At 65.5% G+C, this 20,573-nt stretch carries 2 protein-coding genes (both only partly in view); both read left to right on the forward strand.

Annotated features, from left to right (window positions below; genetic code table 11):
* Positions 1 to 4,022, forward strand: the end of a protein-coding gene (locus tag ACIBJI_RS01790) for a non-ribosomal peptide synthase/polyketide synthase (RefSeq protein ID WP_364340754.1). The gene continues 13,621 nt to the left of window position 1, outside the view; the window shows 4,022 of its 17,643 coding nt (coding positions 13,622-17,643); its start codon lies off the left edge, out of view; its stop codon occupies positions 4,020 to 4,022.
* Positions 4,022 to 20,573, forward strand: partial view of a non-ribosomal peptide synthase/polyketide synthase gene (locus tag ACIBJI_RS01795; RefSeq protein WP_397082703.1) — the 5' portion only. Its footprint extends 8,666 nt past the window's final position; only the first 16,552 of its 25,218 coding nucleotides appear in the window; its start codon is at positions 4,022 to 4,024; the stop codon falls past the right edge of the window. The genes ACIBJI_RS01790 and ACIBJI_RS01795 overlap by 1 nt, the downstream gene beginning before the upstream one ends.

The raw sequence follows: 20,573 nt of genomic DNA on the forward strand, positions 1-20,573 counted from the left end.
GGACGCCGATCGCGGGTCGCGGCGATGCGGAACTCGACCATGTGATCGGCATGTTCGTGAACACGCTGGTGTTGCGGACTCGGGTCGATGGCGCAGACAGTTTCGATGCGCTGCTCGGGCGGGCCAGGGCGGCCGATATTGCCGCATTCTCGCATGCGGATGTGCCGTTCGAGCGCCTGGTCGAGGTGCTGAACCCGGAACGATCGACAGCGCGGCATCCGCTGTTCCAGGTCGGACTTTCGTTCCAGAATCACGAGCGCGGTGAACTGAAGCTGCCGGGGCTCGAAGTGAGTGAGCTCGAATTCGACAGTGGGGTAGCGCAATTCGATCTGCACTTGTTCGCTGTCGATCACTATGGTGCGGATGGCGCGCCTGAGGGTATCGATATCGCGCTCGGCTACGCAACGGACCTGTTCGAGCGCACCAGTGCCCAGCGGTTCAGTGAGCAGCTTTTGCGGCTGCTGGAAATTGTTGTCGCTCAGTCGGATACGGCTGTCGGTGCGTTGGATCTGCTGGGCGCGGAGCGTGCGCGGTTGCTCGAAGAGTGGAATCGGACCGCGCATTCGGTTGCTTCGGCGACGTTGGCGGATCTCATCGACGCCCAGGTGGCGCTGTCCCCTGAGGGCGTTGCGTTGATCGATGCGGCCACCGAATCAGTGCTCACCTATGCCGAATTCGACGCTGCGGTCAACAGGTTGGCGCGCAAGTTGATCGCGGACGGGGTCGGGCCGGAGGCGACCGTCGTGCTCGCCATGCGGCGCTCGGTCGAGTTGGTCGTCGCCATGTACGCGGTGGTACGTGCCGGGGGCGCCTATGTGCCCATCGCCCCGGACCATCCGGCTGACCGGATCGCGTATGTCTTCGAGACTGCCGCGCCCGTGTGTGTGCTCACTACCTCACGCGATGGCTTGCCAATCGAAACACCGCTTTCCGCGATGGAAGTGGATCACCTCGACCTGACGAACTACGCCGCAACTCCGATCGCGGACGACGAACGTGCCCGACCGTTGCGGCCCGAGCATCCGGCATATGTGATCTTCACATCCGGGTCGACCGGACTACCCAAGGGCGTCACCGTTTCGCATGCGGCGATCGTCAACCAATTGGCCTGGCTGCGTGACCGATTCGCGCTCGGGCCGAGCGAGTGCGCGCTGCTCGAGACTCCGGCGACCTTCGACCTGTCGGTGTGGGAGTTCTGGTCGGTCCTGACGACCGGCGGTCGCCTGGTGGTGACCGAGCCCGGCACTGAGCGCGACCCCGACCGACTGCTGGACCTGATCGAACGATATGGGGTGACGGTGCTGCACGCCGTACCGTCACTGGTCGGCATGCTGCTCGCGGTATCGGATGCGCCGCTGCCGAATTCACTGCGGCAGGTGCTCGCCATCGGTGAGGCGCTGCCTTTGGCCACCGCGATCGAATTCCGCCGTCGGGCCGGCGTGCGACTGTTCAACCTGTACGGCCCGACCGAGGCGGCCGTATCGATCACGGCCTTCGAAGTCGACGCGGACCCGATCCATCTCGTCCCGATCGGCGCACCCGTCTGGAACAGTCGGGTCTACGTGCTCGATGCACGGTTGCAGCCGGTGCCGGTGGGTGTGCCCGGCGAGTTGTATCTGGCCGGTGCGCAATTGGCGCGCGGCTATCAACGCAGGCCCGCGCTGACCGCCGACCGTTTCGTCGCGAATCCCTTCGCCATGGGTGCCACGATGTACCGGACCGGCGACATCGTCCGCTGGCGTTCGGAGGGCGTGCTGGAATACCTGGAGCGGGCGGACTTCCAGGTCAAGATCGGCGGCTTCCGGATCGAGCTCGGCGAGGTGGAGGCCGCGCTGCTGCGGCTGCCCGAGGTGCGGGCCGCGGTCGCGGTGGCGCGCGATGACGATCACGCCGGAGCTCGGCTCGTCGCCTATGTCGCGGTGCCGGACTCGACGGCGGATTTGGCCGGTGCGTTGCGTACTGCGGTGGCTACCGAGCTGCCCACCTACATGCTGCCCGCCGCGATTGTGGTGCTGGAGTCGTTGCCGCTCAATGCCAATGGCAAGGTCGATCGGGCCGCATTGCCCGAGCCGGTATTCGCCACGGCTGCTTTCCGCGCGCCGACCAGTGAGTTGGAGCGATTGGTCGCGGCCACCTTTGTCGAGGTAATCGGGGCGGCCGAGAAATCGGTCGGGCTGGATACCGATTTCTTCGCGCTCGGGGGCAATTCGCTGCTGGCGACCCGGCTTGCGGCGCAGCTGGGTTCCGCACTCGGAGTGCGGGCCCCGGTGGCCGCGGTCTTCGACGCGCCGACTGTCGGGTTGCTCGCCGCGCGACTGGCCGAACTCGGCGACGCCAGGCCCGCGCTTACCCGACGTCGCGGTACCACACCCGCCCCGCTATCGCTGGCACAGCAGCGGATGTGGGTGGTCAATCGGCTGGCTCCCGATTCCTCGGCCTACAACATCCCCGCAGCGCTGCGTCTGACCGGTGCACTGGATATCGCTGTCCTGCGCGCGGCCATCCAGGACGTGATCGAACGCCACGAAACCCTGCGTACCCGGTACCCGGATGCCGAACCCGAGCCGGTGCAGCAAGTGCTGGACGTTGCCGATGTCGACCTGCAACCGATCCTGTTGGCACAGGATGAAATCGACGCACGCATCGCTGAATTCGTCGCCGCCGGTTTCGATATCACCGCAGCACCACCGGTCCGCGCCGTATTGTTCCGCACCGACCACGATGAGCACGTGCTTGTCGTGGTGCTGCACCACATCAGCGCCGACGGCTATTCGGTCGCACCGATGACGCGGGATCTCATGCGTGCCTACGTCAGCCGGACCGCGGGCAATGCGCCCGACTGGGAGCCGTTGTCGATCCAGTACGCCGATTACAGCGTGTGGCAACGCGCGGTGCTCGGCTCCGACCACGATCCGAGCAGTCTGCTGTCACGGCAACTCGGCTATTGGACGACGGAATTGGCGGGCCTGCCCGAGGTACTTCCATTGCCGACCGATAGACCGCGTCCGGCGCGCCGGGATATGCGTGGTGCCACCGTTGGTTTCGAGGTCGACGCAGTACTTGCCGGGCGGATGGAAGCGGTCGCCCGCGCGCACGGCACTACGTTGTTCACCCTGATCCACAGTGCGTTCGCGGTCCTGCTCGCCAAGCTGTCGGGCACACCCGATATCGCCATCGGCGCACCGGTCGCGGGACGCGGCGAACGCGCGCTCGACGATCTGATCGGCATGTTCGTCAATACCGTTGTGCTGCGCACCGAGATCGATGCGCGCGCCCGCTTCGCGGATCTGCTTCGGCAGGCCAGGGATCGCGATATCGCGGCGCTGTCACATGCCGACGTGCCGTTCGAGCGGGTTGTCGATGCTGTGGGCCGGACCAGGTCCAGTTCCTATACGCCGCTGTTCCAGGTGATGTTCACCTTCCAGAACATGCCGTCCGGCCGAGTGGCGCTGCCCGGGCTCGGGGTCGAGGTGCTCGATCTGGCGCTGGTCGAGGCCAAATACGATCTGCAGCTCACCGGCATCGAGTTGTTCGATGCCGCCGGCGACCTGGCCGGATTGGATATGCGATTCGGTTACGCGACCGACATTTTCGATGCCGCGACGGTCCGACTGTTCGCCGAGCGGCTACTTTGCATATTCGAGGTAATCGCGCAAGACCCCGCCACCATCATCCGCGCCATAGACATTCGCGGTGAACAGCCACGTGACGAACAGGCGTCCCTGCCCACGCTGATCACCGCCGCCGCCGAAATCAGTTCCGGTGCCGTCGCTTTCACTCACGACGTACATACGGTGACCTTCGGCGAATTGGCCGCCAAACTCGCGACGGTCGCCAAGGCCATGGGCGCGACCGCGAAACCGGAAGCGCTCATCAATGTTGCCCTCGCCGGGCTGGTACCCGGCCTTTTGGTCGCCCTCGGCGGCAGTGGTCTCGCCACAGTCCTGCGGACCCTGCGCACCGAGGCGCGGGCCGTACTCGCCAACTCTGGTTCGGAAATCGATTCGGAAGGAATCAGCTGATGTCCCAGGCAGAATCGGTCGCATCCAGCAAACTCGGCAATCGTATTGCCGCCTACGATCATTCGGCACTGCGCCGAGCGTACGGACTCGACGATTTACCCATTCTGATCGATAAGGTCGCCGAATTGGACCCGGAGCGGGTCGCCTTGCGGTACGACCGGACCACCATCACCTACGGTGTGCTGGCCACCGAGATCATGGTGCTGGACGAGGCGATGGGTGGCGGTCTCGGTGCTGACGCACTGGTATCGGTCGTCGTCTCGAGTCAACTGCCCGCCCTGCTGGAGTCCGGAGACGGTGCACTCGGCACTGTGCTGGAGCAACTGCTCGATGATGCGTTGGCGGCGGCGGCCCATGTGCTGCCGTCGATATTCGCACCGATCGAGACCCTGGTCAGCGAATTCGAGGAGCAAGTGCGCCGGACGCCGGACGCGATTGCCCTCGAATACGCGGGTGCGACGCCGGCCCACCCGTCGCCCGACCACCACCCCTCATCGAGTCGCTACGCGACGCTGACGTATGCGGAGTTCGACGGCCGGGTGAACGCCCTTGCCCGGCGGCTGGTCGACCTGGGTGTCGGCCCGGACAGCCTGGTGGGGCTTGCCGTGCGGCGCTCGTTCGACCTGCTGGTCGGCATGTACGCGATCCTCAAGGCGGGCGGTGCGTATGTGCCGATCGATCCGGAGCATCCAGCCGAACGCATCGGTTACGTGCTCGAGGTCGCCGCACCGGTCCTGGTTCTCACCACGACCCACGATCAGCCGGAACTCGGACCGAATATCCCGGTACTGCGAATCGACGAGTTCGACACTGTAGCGGAAGAAGCGTCGATCGATGACCGGCCGCGGCTGTCGGCGGACAATACTGCCTACGTCATATTCACCTCCGGATCGACCGGCCGCCCGAAAGGTGTTGCGGTATCACATCGTTCGATCATGGCCAACCTGCGGTGGCGACAGCGGCTGTATCGACTACGCGGCAATGATGTGGTGCTGCAGAAGACGCCGTTCACCTTCGACGTCTCGGTGTGGGAGTTCTTCTGGCCGTTGCAGGTCGGTGCGCGGCTGGTGATCGCGGCACCGGATGGTCATCGTGATCCGGCATATCTGGCGCGCACGATCGCCGAACGTGGTGTCACCGTCGCGCATTTCGTGCCCTCGATGCTCGCGGTATTCGTGGCCGAACCGGAGATCGAAAGTGCGGCACGGACGCTACGTCGGGTATTCGCCTCCGGCGAGGCGCTACCCGCGGCTACCGCGGCCGCCTTCCGCGATATCAGTGGCGCGACACTGCACAACCTGTACGGCCCCACCGAGGCCGCCGTCGATGTCACCGCGCACGAAGTCACCGCCGCCGACAGCACGACCGTGCCCATCGGCGCGCCCGCCGATGACACCGAATTGCTGGTATTGGACGACAATCTGCGGCCGGTGGCCAGTGGCGTCGTCGGTGAGCTGTATCTCGCCGGTGTGCAGTTGGCCCGCGGCTATGTGGCCCGTCCGGGCCTGACTGCCGACCGCTTCGTGGCCAATCCCGAGGGCGCACCTGGTGACCGCATGTATCGCACCGGTGACCTGGTCCGCTGGCGCACCGATGGTGACGGCGGCCCGGACGAACTGGAATATCTGGGTCGCATCGACTTCCAGGTCAAGCTGCGTGGGCTGCGGATCGAACTCGGCGAGGTCGAGGCGGCGCTGCTGCGCAATGAGCACGTCGCGCAGGCCGCGGTGCTGCTGCATCGGCATGCGGGCGGCGATCACCTGGTCGGATACGTGGTGGCCGACCGCGGCGTCACCGTCGATCCGGCCAGCGTGCTGGAATCCACGCGCCGGCACCTACCGGACTACATGGTGCCGTCACTGGTGGTCGTCCTCGACGAAATGCCGATCAATGCCAATGGGAAGCTCGATCGGCGCGCACTGCCGCAACCGGTATTCGGATCGGCCGCATACCGGGAACCATCGACCGAGACGGAGGTGGCCGTCGCCGAGATCTTCGGCGAACTGCTGCAGACGGATCGGGTGGGCGCCGACGACGATTTCTTCGCGCTCGGCGGCAACTCGCTCATTGCCACCCGCGCCATTGCCCGAATCGGGGCCGCGCTCGGCATTACCGTCGACGTCCGCGATTTTTTCGACCGCCCGACGGTAGCGGCACTGGCCGGGCTGGCACGGACCGGAGCCGCACGACCGGCCCTCACGGCAGCCGCACGACCGCGGCACATTCCGCTGTCTCCGGCGCAGCGGCGCATGTGGTTTCTCAACCGGTTCGGCACGCACACCGAATCCGCGTACGTCTTCGATACCGCCGCTGTGGACAATATCCCGGTCGCACTTCGGCTACGCGGTGCACTCGAAGTCACCGCCCTGTCCGCGGCGATCACCGATCTCGTTGTCAGGCACGAGATTCTGCGCACGGTGTACCCGCAGACCGCCGACGGTCCGGCTCAGGTGGTGCGTCCGGTGCATGCCGTGTTCGACCTGTCGCCGAGCGATATGCCCGAGACCGAACTCGCCGCCGCTGTATTGGCCAGCGCGGTACAGGGATTCGATGTCGCCGAGGAGATCCCGGTCCGGGTGCGGTTGCTGCGCAGCGGACCCGAGGACCACACGTTGGTCCTGGTGGTGCACCATATCGCCGCCGACGGTGTCTCGATGGGCCCGCTGATGCGTGATCTCGTCACCGCCTATGCGGCCCGTCGCGCCGGACGCCGACCGGACTGGCCGCCACTGCCGGTGCAGTACGCGGACTACGCGCTGTGGCAGCGGCAGGTGCTCGGCGACGAGGCCGATCCGGAATCGGTGGCCGCCCGCCAGCTCGGGTTCTGGGCCGCTGAATTGGCCGATCTGCCCGCACAGCTGGATCTGCCCACCGATCGGCCCCGCCCCGCGGTCGCGTCCTACCGCGGGGCGACTCATGAGTTCGCCATCGACGCCGAGCTACGTGAAGCGATCGACCGGGTTGCCGCCCGCAGCCGCGCCACGCCCTTCATGGTGCTCCATGCCGCACTCGCGGTCCTGCTCGCGCGGCTGTCGGGCACCTGCGATATCGCCATCGGCACACCGGTCGCCGGCCGTGGCGATCGTGCCCTGGACGATCTCGTCGGCATGTTCGTCAATACGCTTGTGCTGCGTACCGAGGTGCGGTGCGAGCTGAGTTTCGCCGACCTCATCGCCTATGCGCGTGAGCGCGATCTGAATGCCTTCGCGCACAGCGATATTCCTTTCGAGCGGCTGGTCGAGGTGGTGAATCCGGCGCGTTCCCAGGGCAGGCATCCGCTGTTTCAGGTCGCGCTGTTCATGCAGAACATCGGGCCGGTCGCATTGACGATGCCCAGCCTGGACGCGGAGCTGGTCGATTTCGATCCCGGCTTCGCCAAATTCGATCTGCAGCTGACACTTTCCGATACCGACTGCGGCTACCGCGCCGAATTCACCTACGCCACTGACTTGTTCGACACCGCGACCGTGCGTGAGTTCGGTGTCAAGTTTCTCCGGGTGCTGCGCGCGGCGACCGCCGATCCGGATATCGCGGTCGGCGATATCGAACTCCTCGACGCGGGCGAACTCGATTACGTCACGGCCAGCTGGAACGCCAGCGGGCACAAGGTCGCCGATCGGTTTCTGCACGAAGGCCTCGACAGCCAAGTGCGCCGCACACCGAACGTCGTTGCCCTGGTTTCCGAGACCACCGAACTCACCTACACCGAACTGTCCGAGCAAGCCAATCGCCTCGCGCGCCTGCTGATCAGCACCGGCGTCGGCCCGGAATCGCTGGTGGTGCTCGCGATGCCGCGCTCGATCGAGTTGGTGGTCGCGATGTACGCGGTGCTGCGCACCGGTGGCGCCTACGTGCCGGTGGATCCCGAGCATCCGGCCGAACGCATCTGGCACATCCTCGATACCGCTCGGCCGCATTCGGTCCTCAGCACCCGCGGTACCGGTTTCATTCTCCCCGCGACCGTGCCCCCGAGCGTGCACCTGCACCATATCGACGAACTGGACCTATCCGAGTACTCGGCGGCGAAGATCGCCGATCGCGAGCGCCGTGCGTTGCTGCGGCCCGAGCACCCCGCCTATGTAATCTTCACCTCCGGATCGACGGGCCGACCGAAGGGCGTATCGGTCGAGCACCGCGCCATTGCCAACCAACTCGCCTGGATGCACGCCGAATATCGGCCGCGCGTCGGCGATGTCTATCTGCAGAAGACCGCGACCACCTTCGACGTTTCGCTGTGGGGCTACTTCCTGCCGCTGCGCGCGGGCGCGACCCTGCTACTCGCCGCCCCCGATGGCCACCGCGATCCGCGCTACCTCGCGGAAACCATTGCCAGCCATGGCGTCACACTGACCGACTTCGTGCCATCGATGCTCGCGGTATTCGCCGCCCATGCCGATGCGAGCGAACTCGATTCGCTGCGCGATGTTTTCGTCATCGGGGAGGCGTTGCCGCCGGAGACCGTCGCGGCATTCCATGCGGTGAGCGATGCCGCGCTGCACAACTTGTACGGCCCGACCGAGGCGGCGGTATCCATCACCTATCGCGAGGTCACGGTCGACGACGAGCTGGTGCCGATCGGCGAGCCGGAGTGGAATTCCCAGGTCTATGTGCTGGATGCGCGACTGCATCCGGTGCCGATCGGGGTATCCGGCGAATTGTATTTGGCCGGTGACCAGCTGGCTCGCGGCTATCACGGCCGGGTCGACCTGACCGCGGATCGTTTCGTGGCCAACCCTTTCGGCAGAGCGGGTGCGCGGATGTATCGCACCGGGGATCTGGTGCGCTGGAGCGCCGATGGGGAACTCGTCTACCTGGGCCGGATGGACTTCCAGGTGAAGTTCCGTGGCCAACGCATCGAGCTCGCCGAGATCGAGTCCGCGCTAATCGCGGTGCCGGAGGTGAGTCAGGCCGCGGTGCGGCTGATCGATGGCGACTATCTCGCGGGATACGTGATTCGTACGCCAGGCAGTGCTTTGGATCTGGATGCCGTCAAGGCCGGGCTTGCCCGGCGTCTGCCCGGATATATGGTGCCGACCACGCTGGTCGAGCTGACCGAATTCCCGCTCAACACCAGCGGCAAGCTGGACCGCACGGCGCTGCCGGTGCCGGTGCTGCGGCAGCAGAGTTTCCGTGCACCGACCAATGCGGCACAACGGCTGGTCGCCGCGGTATTCGCCGAGGTACTGCGGGTGGAACGCATCGGCCTCGACGACGACTTCTTCGCGCTCGGCGGCAGTTCGCTGGACGCCACCCAGGTCACCGCGCGGACAGGGGAGGCCATCGGCACGCGCATCCCGGTACGCGCGCTATTCGATGCCTCCACGGTCGAGGGATTCGCCGCCGCCGTCGACGCACGCAGCAGGGCGGGTGCGCCCGCACGGCCGCTGGTGCGCCGCGAGCGTCCTGCGCGCATTCCGCTCTCGCCCGCCCAGCAGCGGCTGTGGTTTCTCAACCGGATCGAAACCCAGGACGGCGGCGCGAGCGTTTACAACCTCCCGGTCGTGCTCCGGCTCACCGGCCGACTCGATGTCAGCGCGCTCGAGCGTGCGGTACTCGATGTGCTGTCCAGACACGAATCTCTGCGCACCATCTACCCGGACAGCGAATCCGGTCCATGCCAGTCGATTCTTCGCCCAGCAGATATCGGCCTGACCCTCAATCCGGTACCAGTCGAACGTGCCGATCTGACCGCTGCCATTACCGCGATCACGACCGCCGGATTCGATGTGACAACCGAACTCCCGTCGCGCATAGCGTTATTGAGCGTCGATCGGGTCGACGACCGGCGCGGCATCTCCGGTGACGAATACGTGCTGGTCTTCGTCGTCCACCATATCGCCGCCGACGCGCTATCGATGACGCCGCTGATCACCGATCTGGTGCACGCCTATCTCGCCAGATTGACGAGCCGGAGGCCGGATTGGCGCGAGCTGCCGGTGCAATACGCGGATTACAGTCTCTGGCATCGCGAACTGCTCGGCTCCGAGGAGCAGCCGGGCGATCCGGCATATCAGCAGTTGCGATTCTGGCGCGCCGCCCTCGACGGCATGCCGACCCAGCTCGCACTACCGACCGACCGGCCCCGTCCGGCGCTGCCCTCCAATCGCGGTGCCGCAGTGGATTTCGAGATCGAGCCGGAGTTGGCCGCCGCCCTTCGGGTACTCGCACATCGCAGCGGCGCAACTCTTTTCATGGTGCTGCACGCGGCCTTCGCGGCGACGATCGCCAGGCTGAGCGGCACCGGTGACGTGGCGATCGGCTCACCCGTCGGCGGTCGCGGCGAACGTCAACTCGACGCGCTCATCGGCATGTTCGTGAACACCGTGGTACTGCGGACCCCGATCGATGCCGCGGCCACCTTCGCCGAACTCCTTGCGGGCGTGCGTGCTCGCGATCTCGCGGCCTTCGCCAATGCCGATCTGCCGTTCGAGCGGCTTGTCGACGCCATGGCGGTGGACCGGAGCACCGGCGCGCACCCGCTGTTTCAGGTGATGTTCAGCTTCGGTACGGCACCGCGGATCGTCGCGGGCAGTCGGGCACTCGAGGTGCCGTGGCTGGCGGTGGAACCACTCGAATCACCTGATCCCACGGCGAAATTCGATCTGCACATGGTTGTGAACGAACGTGCTGGTGATCACGGGCTCACCGGGAGTCTGCGCTATGCCACCGATCTATTCGATGCGTCGACCGTGGCCGCGTTCGTCACCCGCTTCCGGCGCCTACTCGCCACCGTGTCGGGTGCGCCACAGATCCGGATCGGCGATATCGAGCTATTGGCCGCCGACGAGCGGTCTCTGTTGGACCGCTGGAATGAAACCGGACACGCAATTGACGAAACCGCGACGCTTGCTTCGTTATTCGACGCGCAGGTCACTCGTACCCCACAAGCACCGGCGCTTACCTTCGAGGGCACAACGCTGTCCTATGCCGAATTCGCCGGACGGGTGAACCGGCTGGCGCGATGGCTCATCGAACAGGGCGTCGGACCGGATTCCCTTGTCGCACTGGGTATGCGCCGTTCCGTCGATCTGGTGGTCGGCACGTATGCGATTACCGTGGCGGGCGGTGGCTATGTACCACTGGATCCGGATCATCCGGCCCAACGCACCGGCCACATCCTCGATACCGCTGCTGTGCTCTGCGTGCTGACCGCAGGCATGGATTTGGATATCGCGGCCACGCAGGTCCGTATCGATCGGCTCGACCTTTCCCAGTATTCGGCCGCGTCGATTACCGACGCCGATCGGCGCGCGCCGCTGCGGGCAGCCAATACCGCCTATGTCATCTTCACCTCGGGCTCCACCGGTCGGCCCAAGGGGGTCGCGATGAGCCACCGCGGCATTGTGAACCGGTTGTTGTGGATGCAGTCGGCGCATGTCGCGCTCGACGGCACCGATGCGCTGCTGCAGAAGACGCCGGTGACCTTCGATGTTTCGGTGCCGGAATTCTTCTGGCCGTTGCAGGTCGGTGCCCGGCTGGTGCTGGCTCGTGCGGATGGTCATCAGGATCCGGTGTATCTGGCGGAGCTGATTCGGCGCGAGTCGATTACGATCGCGCACTTCGTGCCGTCCATGCTTGCGGTCTTCGTCGCGGAGGATATCGACGTGCCCACCCTGCGGCACGTGTTCTGCTCGGGTGAGGCGCTGCCCGTGACAATCGCGCAGCGAGCGCGGGCTGTCACCGGCGCGTGTGTGCACAACATGTATGGGCCCACGGAGACGGCAGTCGAGGTCAGCGCATACGAGGTGACGGATGCCGATAGCGGTGCGCTGCCGATGGGCGGGCCGATCTGGAATACCCGTGCGTATGTGCTGGATGCGCGGTTGCGTCAGGTGCCTGTCGGTGTGCCCGGGGAGCTGTATCTGGCCGGAGCGCAGTTGGCTCGCGGCTACCTCGGTCGGGCCGATCTGACCGGTGAGCGATTCGTGGCCGATCCATTCGGTCCGGCTGGTACCCGGATGTATCGCACCGGCGACCTGGTCGTCTGGCGGGAGCGGGGTGTGCTGGAATTCCTCGGCCGCACCGACTTCCAGGTGAAGGTCCGCGGCCTGCGGATCGAACTCGGTGAGATCGAATCGGCATTGCTGTCGGTTGCCGGAATCGCTCAGGCCGTCGTCCTGGTTCGAGACGATCACGGTGGCCGACTGGTCGCCTACCTGATGGCGGACGGTGAACTCGATACCGACGGCGTTCGAGCCGTGCTCGCGCGTCGACTGCCCGCCTATATGGTTCCGTCGGTATTTGTCGTGTTGGATGAATTCCCGATCACTGCCTCCGGCAAGCTGGACCGAAAAGCCTTGCCCGCACCGGCTTTTACCGATATCGAATACCGTGCGCCGAGCGATCTCGCGGAAACCCTTGTCGCCGAGACATTCACCGTGCTGCTCGGCGTCGACCCGGTCGGCACGGATGACGACTTCTTCGCCCTCGGCGGCAATTCCCTCATCGCCACGCAACTCGCGGCCCGGCTGGCCAAAGCGACCGGCGCGGACGTACCCGTGCGCACCATCTTCGACGCCTCGACCGTGCGCGAGTTGGCGCGTCGAATCACGGTCGAACAGGAGTCGACACCTCCGGCCTTGCCGCCATTGACGGTTCAGGATCGCACCGAGCCGATTCCGCTGTCGATCGCCCAGCAGCGCATGTGGTTCCTGAACCGATTCGACGCCACGAGCGGTGGATACAACATTCCGTTCGCGCTGCGCCTCACCGGGGTGCTGAATGTGCCCGCGCTGGAACGTGCGATCGCCGATGTAATAGCCAAGCACGAGACACTGCGCACCATCTATCCCGAACACGACGGGGCCGCAACACAGGTCGTACTGCCCGCACGGACCAGGTTGGTGGAACTCGTCGCTCGTGCGGTGTCGACAGCGGAGTTGCCCGAACTCATCGCCACGGCGGCCCAGACCGGATTCGATGTCACGACCGAAGTTCCGCTGCGCGTCCGACTTCTGCGGCTCGACGACGGTGACTCCGGCATCAGGTCCCGTCAGCAGGTGTACGTACTGCTGTTCGTGGTGCACCACATCGCCGCCGACGGCTGGTCGTTCACGCCGCTGACCAGGGATCTGGCTACTGCCTACGTCGCCCGCTGCGCGGATGTCGCACCTTCGTGGAGTCCGCTGACCGTGCAGTACGCGGACTTCGCGATCTGGCAGCGCAATGCATTGGGCCGCGCCGACGACAAGAGTTCGCTGCTGGCCCATCAGCTGCGGTACTGGACCGGTCGGCTCGCGGGCGTTCCCGAGGTGTTGACGCTGCCCGCGGACCGGTCGCGGCCCGCGATCGCCTCCAACCGAGGTGGTGCCATTACCGGCCATCTGGATCGGGTATTGCACCAGGGCATCCAGCAGTTGGCGGCCGCGCATCGTGTGACCTCGTTCATGGTGCTGCACGCCGCGCTCGCGGTACTGCTGAGTCGCCTGAGCGCGAGCGACGATATCGTCATCGGTACGCCGGTCGCCGGTCGCGGCGACGAAGCCCTGGACGAACTCGTCGGCATGTTCGTCAATACCTTGGTGCTGCGGACCGAGGTTCGCGCCGACGCTACGCTCGGTGAGCTCTTGGCCACGGTCCGCACAGCGGATCTGGCCGCCTTCGAGCACGCCGCCGTGCCCTTCGAACAGCTCGTCGATGTGGTGAATCCCGTTCGCTCGCAGGCACATGCGCCGCTGTATCAGGTGGCGATGACCTTGCAGAACCAGTCCAAGCCGGATTTCCAACTGCACCGTTTGAATATTGCCGCGCTCGATATCGGCCCCGCGCCGATCCAGCTGGATCTGGACTGGACCCTGACCGACCGCTACGACGGCGACGGTGCGGCTGACGGCATTGATGTGCATTTGCACTACGCGCTGGACCTTTTCGACAAGGCAACCGTTGACGGGTTCCTGGCGGGGTTCGAGCGGGTATTGCGCGCCATGGTCCATGACGTGCGCACTCTCGTCGGCAATGTCGAGCTGATGTCGGTGGCCGAACGCGGACTGCTGCTGTCGGATCGCAATGCCACCGCCCGGCTACTGCCTTCCGAGACCCTCGACGATCTGCTGTCGGCCCGCGTGGCTGCGACACCCGATGCGGTTGCGGTGATCTTCGAAGGCAACTCGGTGACCTACGCGGAACTCGAAGCCAGGGTGAACCACATTGCGCGCTGGCTCATTTCGGTGGGCGTCGGCGCGGAAGCCATCGTCGGTCTCGCCGCGCTGCGATCGATCGACATGCTCGTGGCCATATTCGCGATCGTGCGCGCGGGCGGAGCCTACCTGCCATTGGATCCGACCCACCCGGCCGACCGGATCGCGCAGGTGATCGACAGTGCCGCACCGGCTCTGGTGTTGACCGTAGGCGGCGCGGAACTGCCCGACGTCGGTGACGTCCGCGTGGTCGATCTCACCGACCTCAGCGGTTTCGACGCCCCGCCGATCGCTAGAGCACCGCTACACCGCGAGAACACGGCGTATGTGCTGTTCACCTCCGGCTCGACCGGGCGGCCGAAGGGCGTCGCGGTGACCCACCGCGCCATCATGAATCAGCTGCGCTGGCTCGAATTCCGCTACGGCGTCACCGCGGCCGACCGCATCCTGCAGCGTGCCCCGCTGACCTTCGATGTCTCGGTGTGGGAGTGCTTCCTGCCGATCGCCGTCGGTGCGCCGCTGGTAATCGCCCGCCCGAGTGGCCATCTCGACCTCGCGTATTTTGCCGGGCTGCTACGCGAACACGGCATCACCATCGCCGAATACGTGCCGTCGGTACTCGCGGCACTCATCGGTGAGGGGATGGGTGATGCGCTGCGCTCCTTTCGCCATCTGCACTGCGGTGGTGAGGCGCTCACCCCGGACCTGCTCGCGGCAATCCGCGCACATGTCGGTGGCGCGGTACACAACGCTTACGGCCCGACCGAGGCGGCGATATCGGCGATCTATCACGAATTCACCGACGCCGACGGCGGTGATGTCGCCATCGGACGTCCGTGCTGGAACACCCGCGCCTATGTCCTGGACACACGGCTGCGGCCGGTTCCGATCGGTGTCACGGGTGAGCTGTATCTCGCTGGCGACCAACTGGCCCGCGGCTACCACGGACGCGCCGGACTGACCGCCGAGCGCTTCGTGGCCGATCCGTTCGGTGTGCCCGGGCGGTTGATGTATCGCACCGGCGACCTGGTGCGCTGGAACCGCGTCAGCGACTTGATCTACCTGGGCCGCAACGACTTCCAGATCAAGCTGCGTGGTCAGCGCATCGAACTCGGGGAGATCGAGTCAGTCCTGGCCGCGGTCGCGGGCGTGACGAATGCCGCGGTGATATCGACCCGCGACACCTCCGGCTACGACTGCCTGGTCGGCTACATCAGTGGGGCGGAATTGTCTCCGGATTCGGTACTCACGCAGGTGCGTGAGCATCTGCCCGGATACATGGTGCCCGCTCACCTGGTTGTGCTCGACGAGATGCCGCTCACCACGGTCGGCAAACTCGATCGCGCGGCGCTGCCAGCGGTCGAAGTCGCTGGTGCGGCAACGAAATTCCGTGCACCGAAGGAAGGCACCGAATCGGTGCTCGCCGCATTGATGGCCGATCTGATCGCCGGGCCGCGGATCGGCGCGGATGACGATTTCTTTGTGCGCGGTGGCAATTCACTATTGGCCATGCGGCTGGTCGCACGGGCGAACGCTGCCTTCGGTAGTGCGCTGAGCGTGCGTGAGATCTTCGAAGCACCGACCGTTGCCGAATTGGCTCTGCGGGTGACGTGCGCTGATGTCGTGCGGCCGGCGCTGGTGGCACGGGATCGTCCGGACCGTATTCCGTTGTCACTGGCGCAAACTCGGATGTGGCTGCTGAACCGGCTCGATCCGGATTCGGCCGTATACAACATTCCGATCACTATTCGCCTGACCGGTACGTTGGACGAAGCCGCCTTGCGCGCCGCGCTGGGCGACGTCGTCGCTCGGCACGAGTCGCTGCGCACCGTGTTCCCTGCGGACCACCTCGGTCCCGCGCAGGTGGTGACCGAATCGCTCGAATTGGAGCTGCGACGGGTCGAGATCACCGAATCCGATCTTGCCGCAGGGGTTGTCGGCTTCGCGGGCGTCGGGTTCGATCTGCGCAGTCGGATACCGGTGCGTGCCGAGCTGTTCCGGGTCGCTCCCAACGATCATGTGCTGGTCGTTGTGGTGCACCATATCGGCGCCGACGGTGTCTCAACGGGTCCGCTAGCGCGGGATCTGATGGTGGCATACAGCGCGCGCACCGAAGGTGTAGCACCGCAGTGGCAGCCACTGCCGGTCCAGTACGCGGACTTCACACTGTGGCAGCACGAGGTGCTCGGCTCGGCCGACGATCCGGACTCCGTACTGGCCCGCCAGATCGAGCATTGGCGCACCGAACTCGACGGACTCGCCCCGGTGCTGGAATTGCCCACCGATCGGCCGCGCCCCGCCGTGGCATCCGGTCGTGGCGCCGCGGTCGAGTTCGCCATCACCTCGGAGCTGACGGCCGCGATCGCCGGTCTGGCACGCGAACACGGGGTGTCGTCGTTCATGGTGGTGCACGCCGCCTACGCGGCATTGCTGGCCCGCCTGGCCCGGGTGGACGATATCGCGATCGGCACCCCCGTCGCGGGCCGGGCCGAGGCGGCGCTGGACGATCTGGTCGGCATGTTCGTCAACACCCTGGTGTTGCGCACCGAGGTGGCGGCCGAGGCGACCTTCACCGAATTGCTCCGGCAGGTTCGTGCCACCGACGTACGGGCCTTCGCGCATGCCGACTTGCCGTTCGAGCGGCTGGTCGATGAGCTGAATCCGATTCGTTCACAGGCTCATTCGCCGATTGTGCAGATATTGCTCACCTTCGAGCACCGCGACGATACGGTGCTGCGCCTACCAGGCCTCGAGGTAGCCGCATATCCGATCGATAACCAGGTCGCGCAGTTCGACCTCGCGCTGGAACTCGCTGAGGGCGACGGTACCGCGATGCGTGCGGCCATGCGCTACGCGACGGATTTGTTCGACCGGGCGACGATCGAATCGTTCGCGGCGCGCTTCGTGCGCCTTCTCGCGGCGGTCGTGGCCGATCCCGCCATACGTGTCGGCGATATCGAGCTGCTGGATCGCAACGAGCTGTCCCTGCTCGATCGATGGAACGACACCTCGTTCGCGTTAGACGGCTCGCAGACTCTCGTTTCGCTGTTCGAAGAACAGGTGCTGCGGACGCCCGACGCAATCGCGGTGACATTCGAGGGGCGCAGTCCGGTCCACCCGTCGCCCGACCCCCACCTCTCATCGAGTCGCTACGCGACGCTGACATATGCCGAGTTCGCAAGCCGGGTACATCGGCTTGCGCGATGGCTGGTCGGTCATGGCGTAGGCCCGGATTCGGTGGTCGCGCTCGGCATGCGGCGCTCGCTCGACTTGGTGGTCGGGATGTACGCGATCACTGTTGCCGGTGGGGCGTACCTGCCGCTGGATCCCGACCATCCGGCCGACCGGATCGCTTATGTACTCGAGACAGCGCGGCCGATGTGGGTGCTGACCTCCGGTGCTGATCTGGAAACTGTCGCAGCACGGCAGGTTCGAATCGATCGTCTGGAGCTGACGAGATATTCGCCCGCGCCGCTGACCACGATGGATCGGCTCGGTGTGCTGTTGCCCGGCCACACCGCGTATGTCATCTTCACCTCTGGTTCGACCGGCCGTCCGAAGGGCGTCGCGGTATCGCATGCCGCGATTGTCAACCGGCTGGTGTGGATGCAGACCCACTACGAGCTCCACGCCGACGACGCGATATTGCAGAAGACCCCGGTGACCTTCGATGTCTCGGTCTGGGAGTTCTTCTGGCCGTTGTGGATCGGCGCGCGGCTGGTACTCGCGCGGCCAGATGGTCATCGAGATCCGGCCTATTTGGCGCGCTTGATCGTCGATGAAGCAATCACGGTCGCGCATTTCGTGCCCTCGATGCTCGCGGTCTTCCTTGCGCAACCGCATGCGCGCGAATGTGTCACGCTGCGAGCGCTATTCGCTTCAGGTGAGGCGTTGCCTGCGTCAACCGCGCGGCGGGCCCGTGAGCTGACCGGTGCCCGCGTGCACAATCTGTACGGGCCGACCGAGGCAGCGGTCGATGTCACCTTCCACGAGGTGACCGATGCCGATGTGGAGTCGGTGCCGATCGGCAAGCCGGTATTCAATACCCGATTGCTGGTGCTGGATGCACGGATGCGCCTGGTGCCGGTGGGTGTGGCCGGTGAGTTGTACCTTGCGGGTGAGCAGTTGGCACTCGGCTATGTGCGTCGTCCGGAGCTGACGGCTGAACGTTTCGTCGCGAATCCGCTCCGCGGCGTGGGGGAGCGGATGTACCGCACCGGTGATCTTGTCCGCTGGAATACGAACGGTGAGCTGGAGTACCTGGCCCGCACCGACTTCCAGGTAAAGCTGCGCGGGTTGCGCATCGAACTCGGCGAGATCGAATCCGCGCTCACCGCACTGGATGTCGTCGATCAGGCCGTCGTTGTGGTGCGTACCGACGAGCGGCTCGGCGATCAGTTGGTGGCCTATCTGGTGGCCGACCCCTCGGTCGATATCGATGCCGTGCGCGCCGAACTGGATGCCGTACTACCTGCATATATGGTGCCGTCGGCCTTCGTCGTGCTGGACGCCTTCCCGCTCAATGCCGCCGGCAAGCTCGATCGCACGGCGCTGCCCACACCCGTCTTCGAGACCGTCACCTACCGTGCCCCCACTACCGAGACCGAACAAGCCGTCGCCGAGATCATGGGTGAACTGCTCGACATCGAAGGAATCGGTGCCGACGACAACTTCTTCGCACTCGGCGCAAACTCACTGATCGCCACTCAATTGGCCGCGCGGCTCGGTGCTGCACTGGATGCCGAAGTCCCCGTGCGGATGGTGTTCGAGGCACCGACAGTCGCTGGAATGGCGACCCGCGCTGCTCGGCTGACCGGCACCGGAGCTCGCCCGGAGCTCACCGCGCGTCAACGCCCGGACCTGATTCCGCTCTCGCCGGCACAGCAACGAATGTGGTTTCTCAACCGCTTCGATCCCGGCGAAACGGTCAACAATATTCCGGTCGCGATCCGGCTCACCGGTGATATCGACACCGATGCGCTCGCCGCCGCGTTGGCCGACGTGGTCGCCAGGCATGAAACCCTGCGCACCGTATACCCGGATGTCGATGGCGCCGGCTACCAGCGGATTCTGGACGCGGCGCACGTGCCCGAAATCGTCGCGCTGGATTCATCGGCCCTCGTGGACCTGGTTGCCACGCCTTTCGATGTCACCACTGAAATACCGCTGCGCGTCGGTCTGGCCACGCTGTCGGATCGCGAATACCTACTCGCCGTCGTGGTACATCACATCGCGGCGGATGGCTTCTCGATGGCCCCACTGGCCGACGATATCGCTACCGCATACGCGGCACGTGCCGCCGATGTCGAACCGACGTGGACGGACCTCCGGGTGCAGTACGCGGATTACGCCCTGTGGCAACGGGAGATCCTCGGAGCCGAGGACGATCCGGAATCGTTGGCCGCACGGCAACTGCGTTATTGGAGCCGCGTACTGGGCGGGATGCCCGCTCAGCTCGATCTGCCCTCGGATCGGCCACGTCCCGCCATTGCCAGCCACGCCGCCGCGAGCACCACCATCGGACTCGACGCCGCGATACGCGACGGCATTGCCACCATCGCCGTGCGATATGACGTCAGCCCGTTCATGGTCGTCCACGCCGCACTGGCCGTCTTGCTCGCTCGACTGTCCGGCATGGCCGACATCGCCATCGGCGCGCCGATCGCGGGCCGCGGTGCCGCCGAGCTCGACGATCTCGTTGGAATGTTCGTCAACACGCTGGTGCTGCGCACCGAGGTGGCGGGCTCGGACTCCTTCGCCGCCGTGCTGCGCCGCGTCCGCGATGGTGACCTGGACGCCTTCGCCAATGCCGATGTGCCGTTCGAGCGGCTGGTGGAGGTGTTGGATCCGCCGCGATCGCAGGCACGGCATCCGCTGTTCCAAATCGCGCTGTTCTTCCAGAATCTCGCACCCGTAACGGTGGAGCTGGCGGGTATCGCCATCGCTGAATACGAGATCGACTACGACACAACACGTTTCGATCTGCAACTGACTGTCGGCGACGATGCATTGCGCTTCACCTATGCCACCGACCTCTTCGACGAGTCGACCATCGCGACCTTCGCCGCGCGCTTCGTCCGGCTGCTCGGTGCGGTGATCGGCGATCCCGAACAGGTGGTCGGCGATATCGATCTATTCGCGACCGGTGAGCTGGAACGGGTGGTGACCGCGTGGAACGACTCCGCGCACACCGCATTCGTCGCGGAAATGCTGCTCGACGAATTCGAGCAGCAGGCTGCCGCGACACCGGACGATATTGCCTTGGTCTTCGACGCGACCACCATGACCTATGGCGAATTGGACCGCAGAACCAACCGGCTTGCCCGACATCTGATCGCGACCGGTGTCGGTCCGGAGTCATTGGTGGCATTGGCGATTCGACGTTCGAGCGAATTGGTGGTCGCGATATACGCGG

Source organism: Nocardia sp. NPDC050408 (genome assembly GCF_044458905.1).
In the GTDB taxonomy this organism is placed as follows: domain Bacteria; phylum Actinomycetota; class Actinomycetes; order Mycobacteriales; family Mycobacteriaceae; genus Nocardia.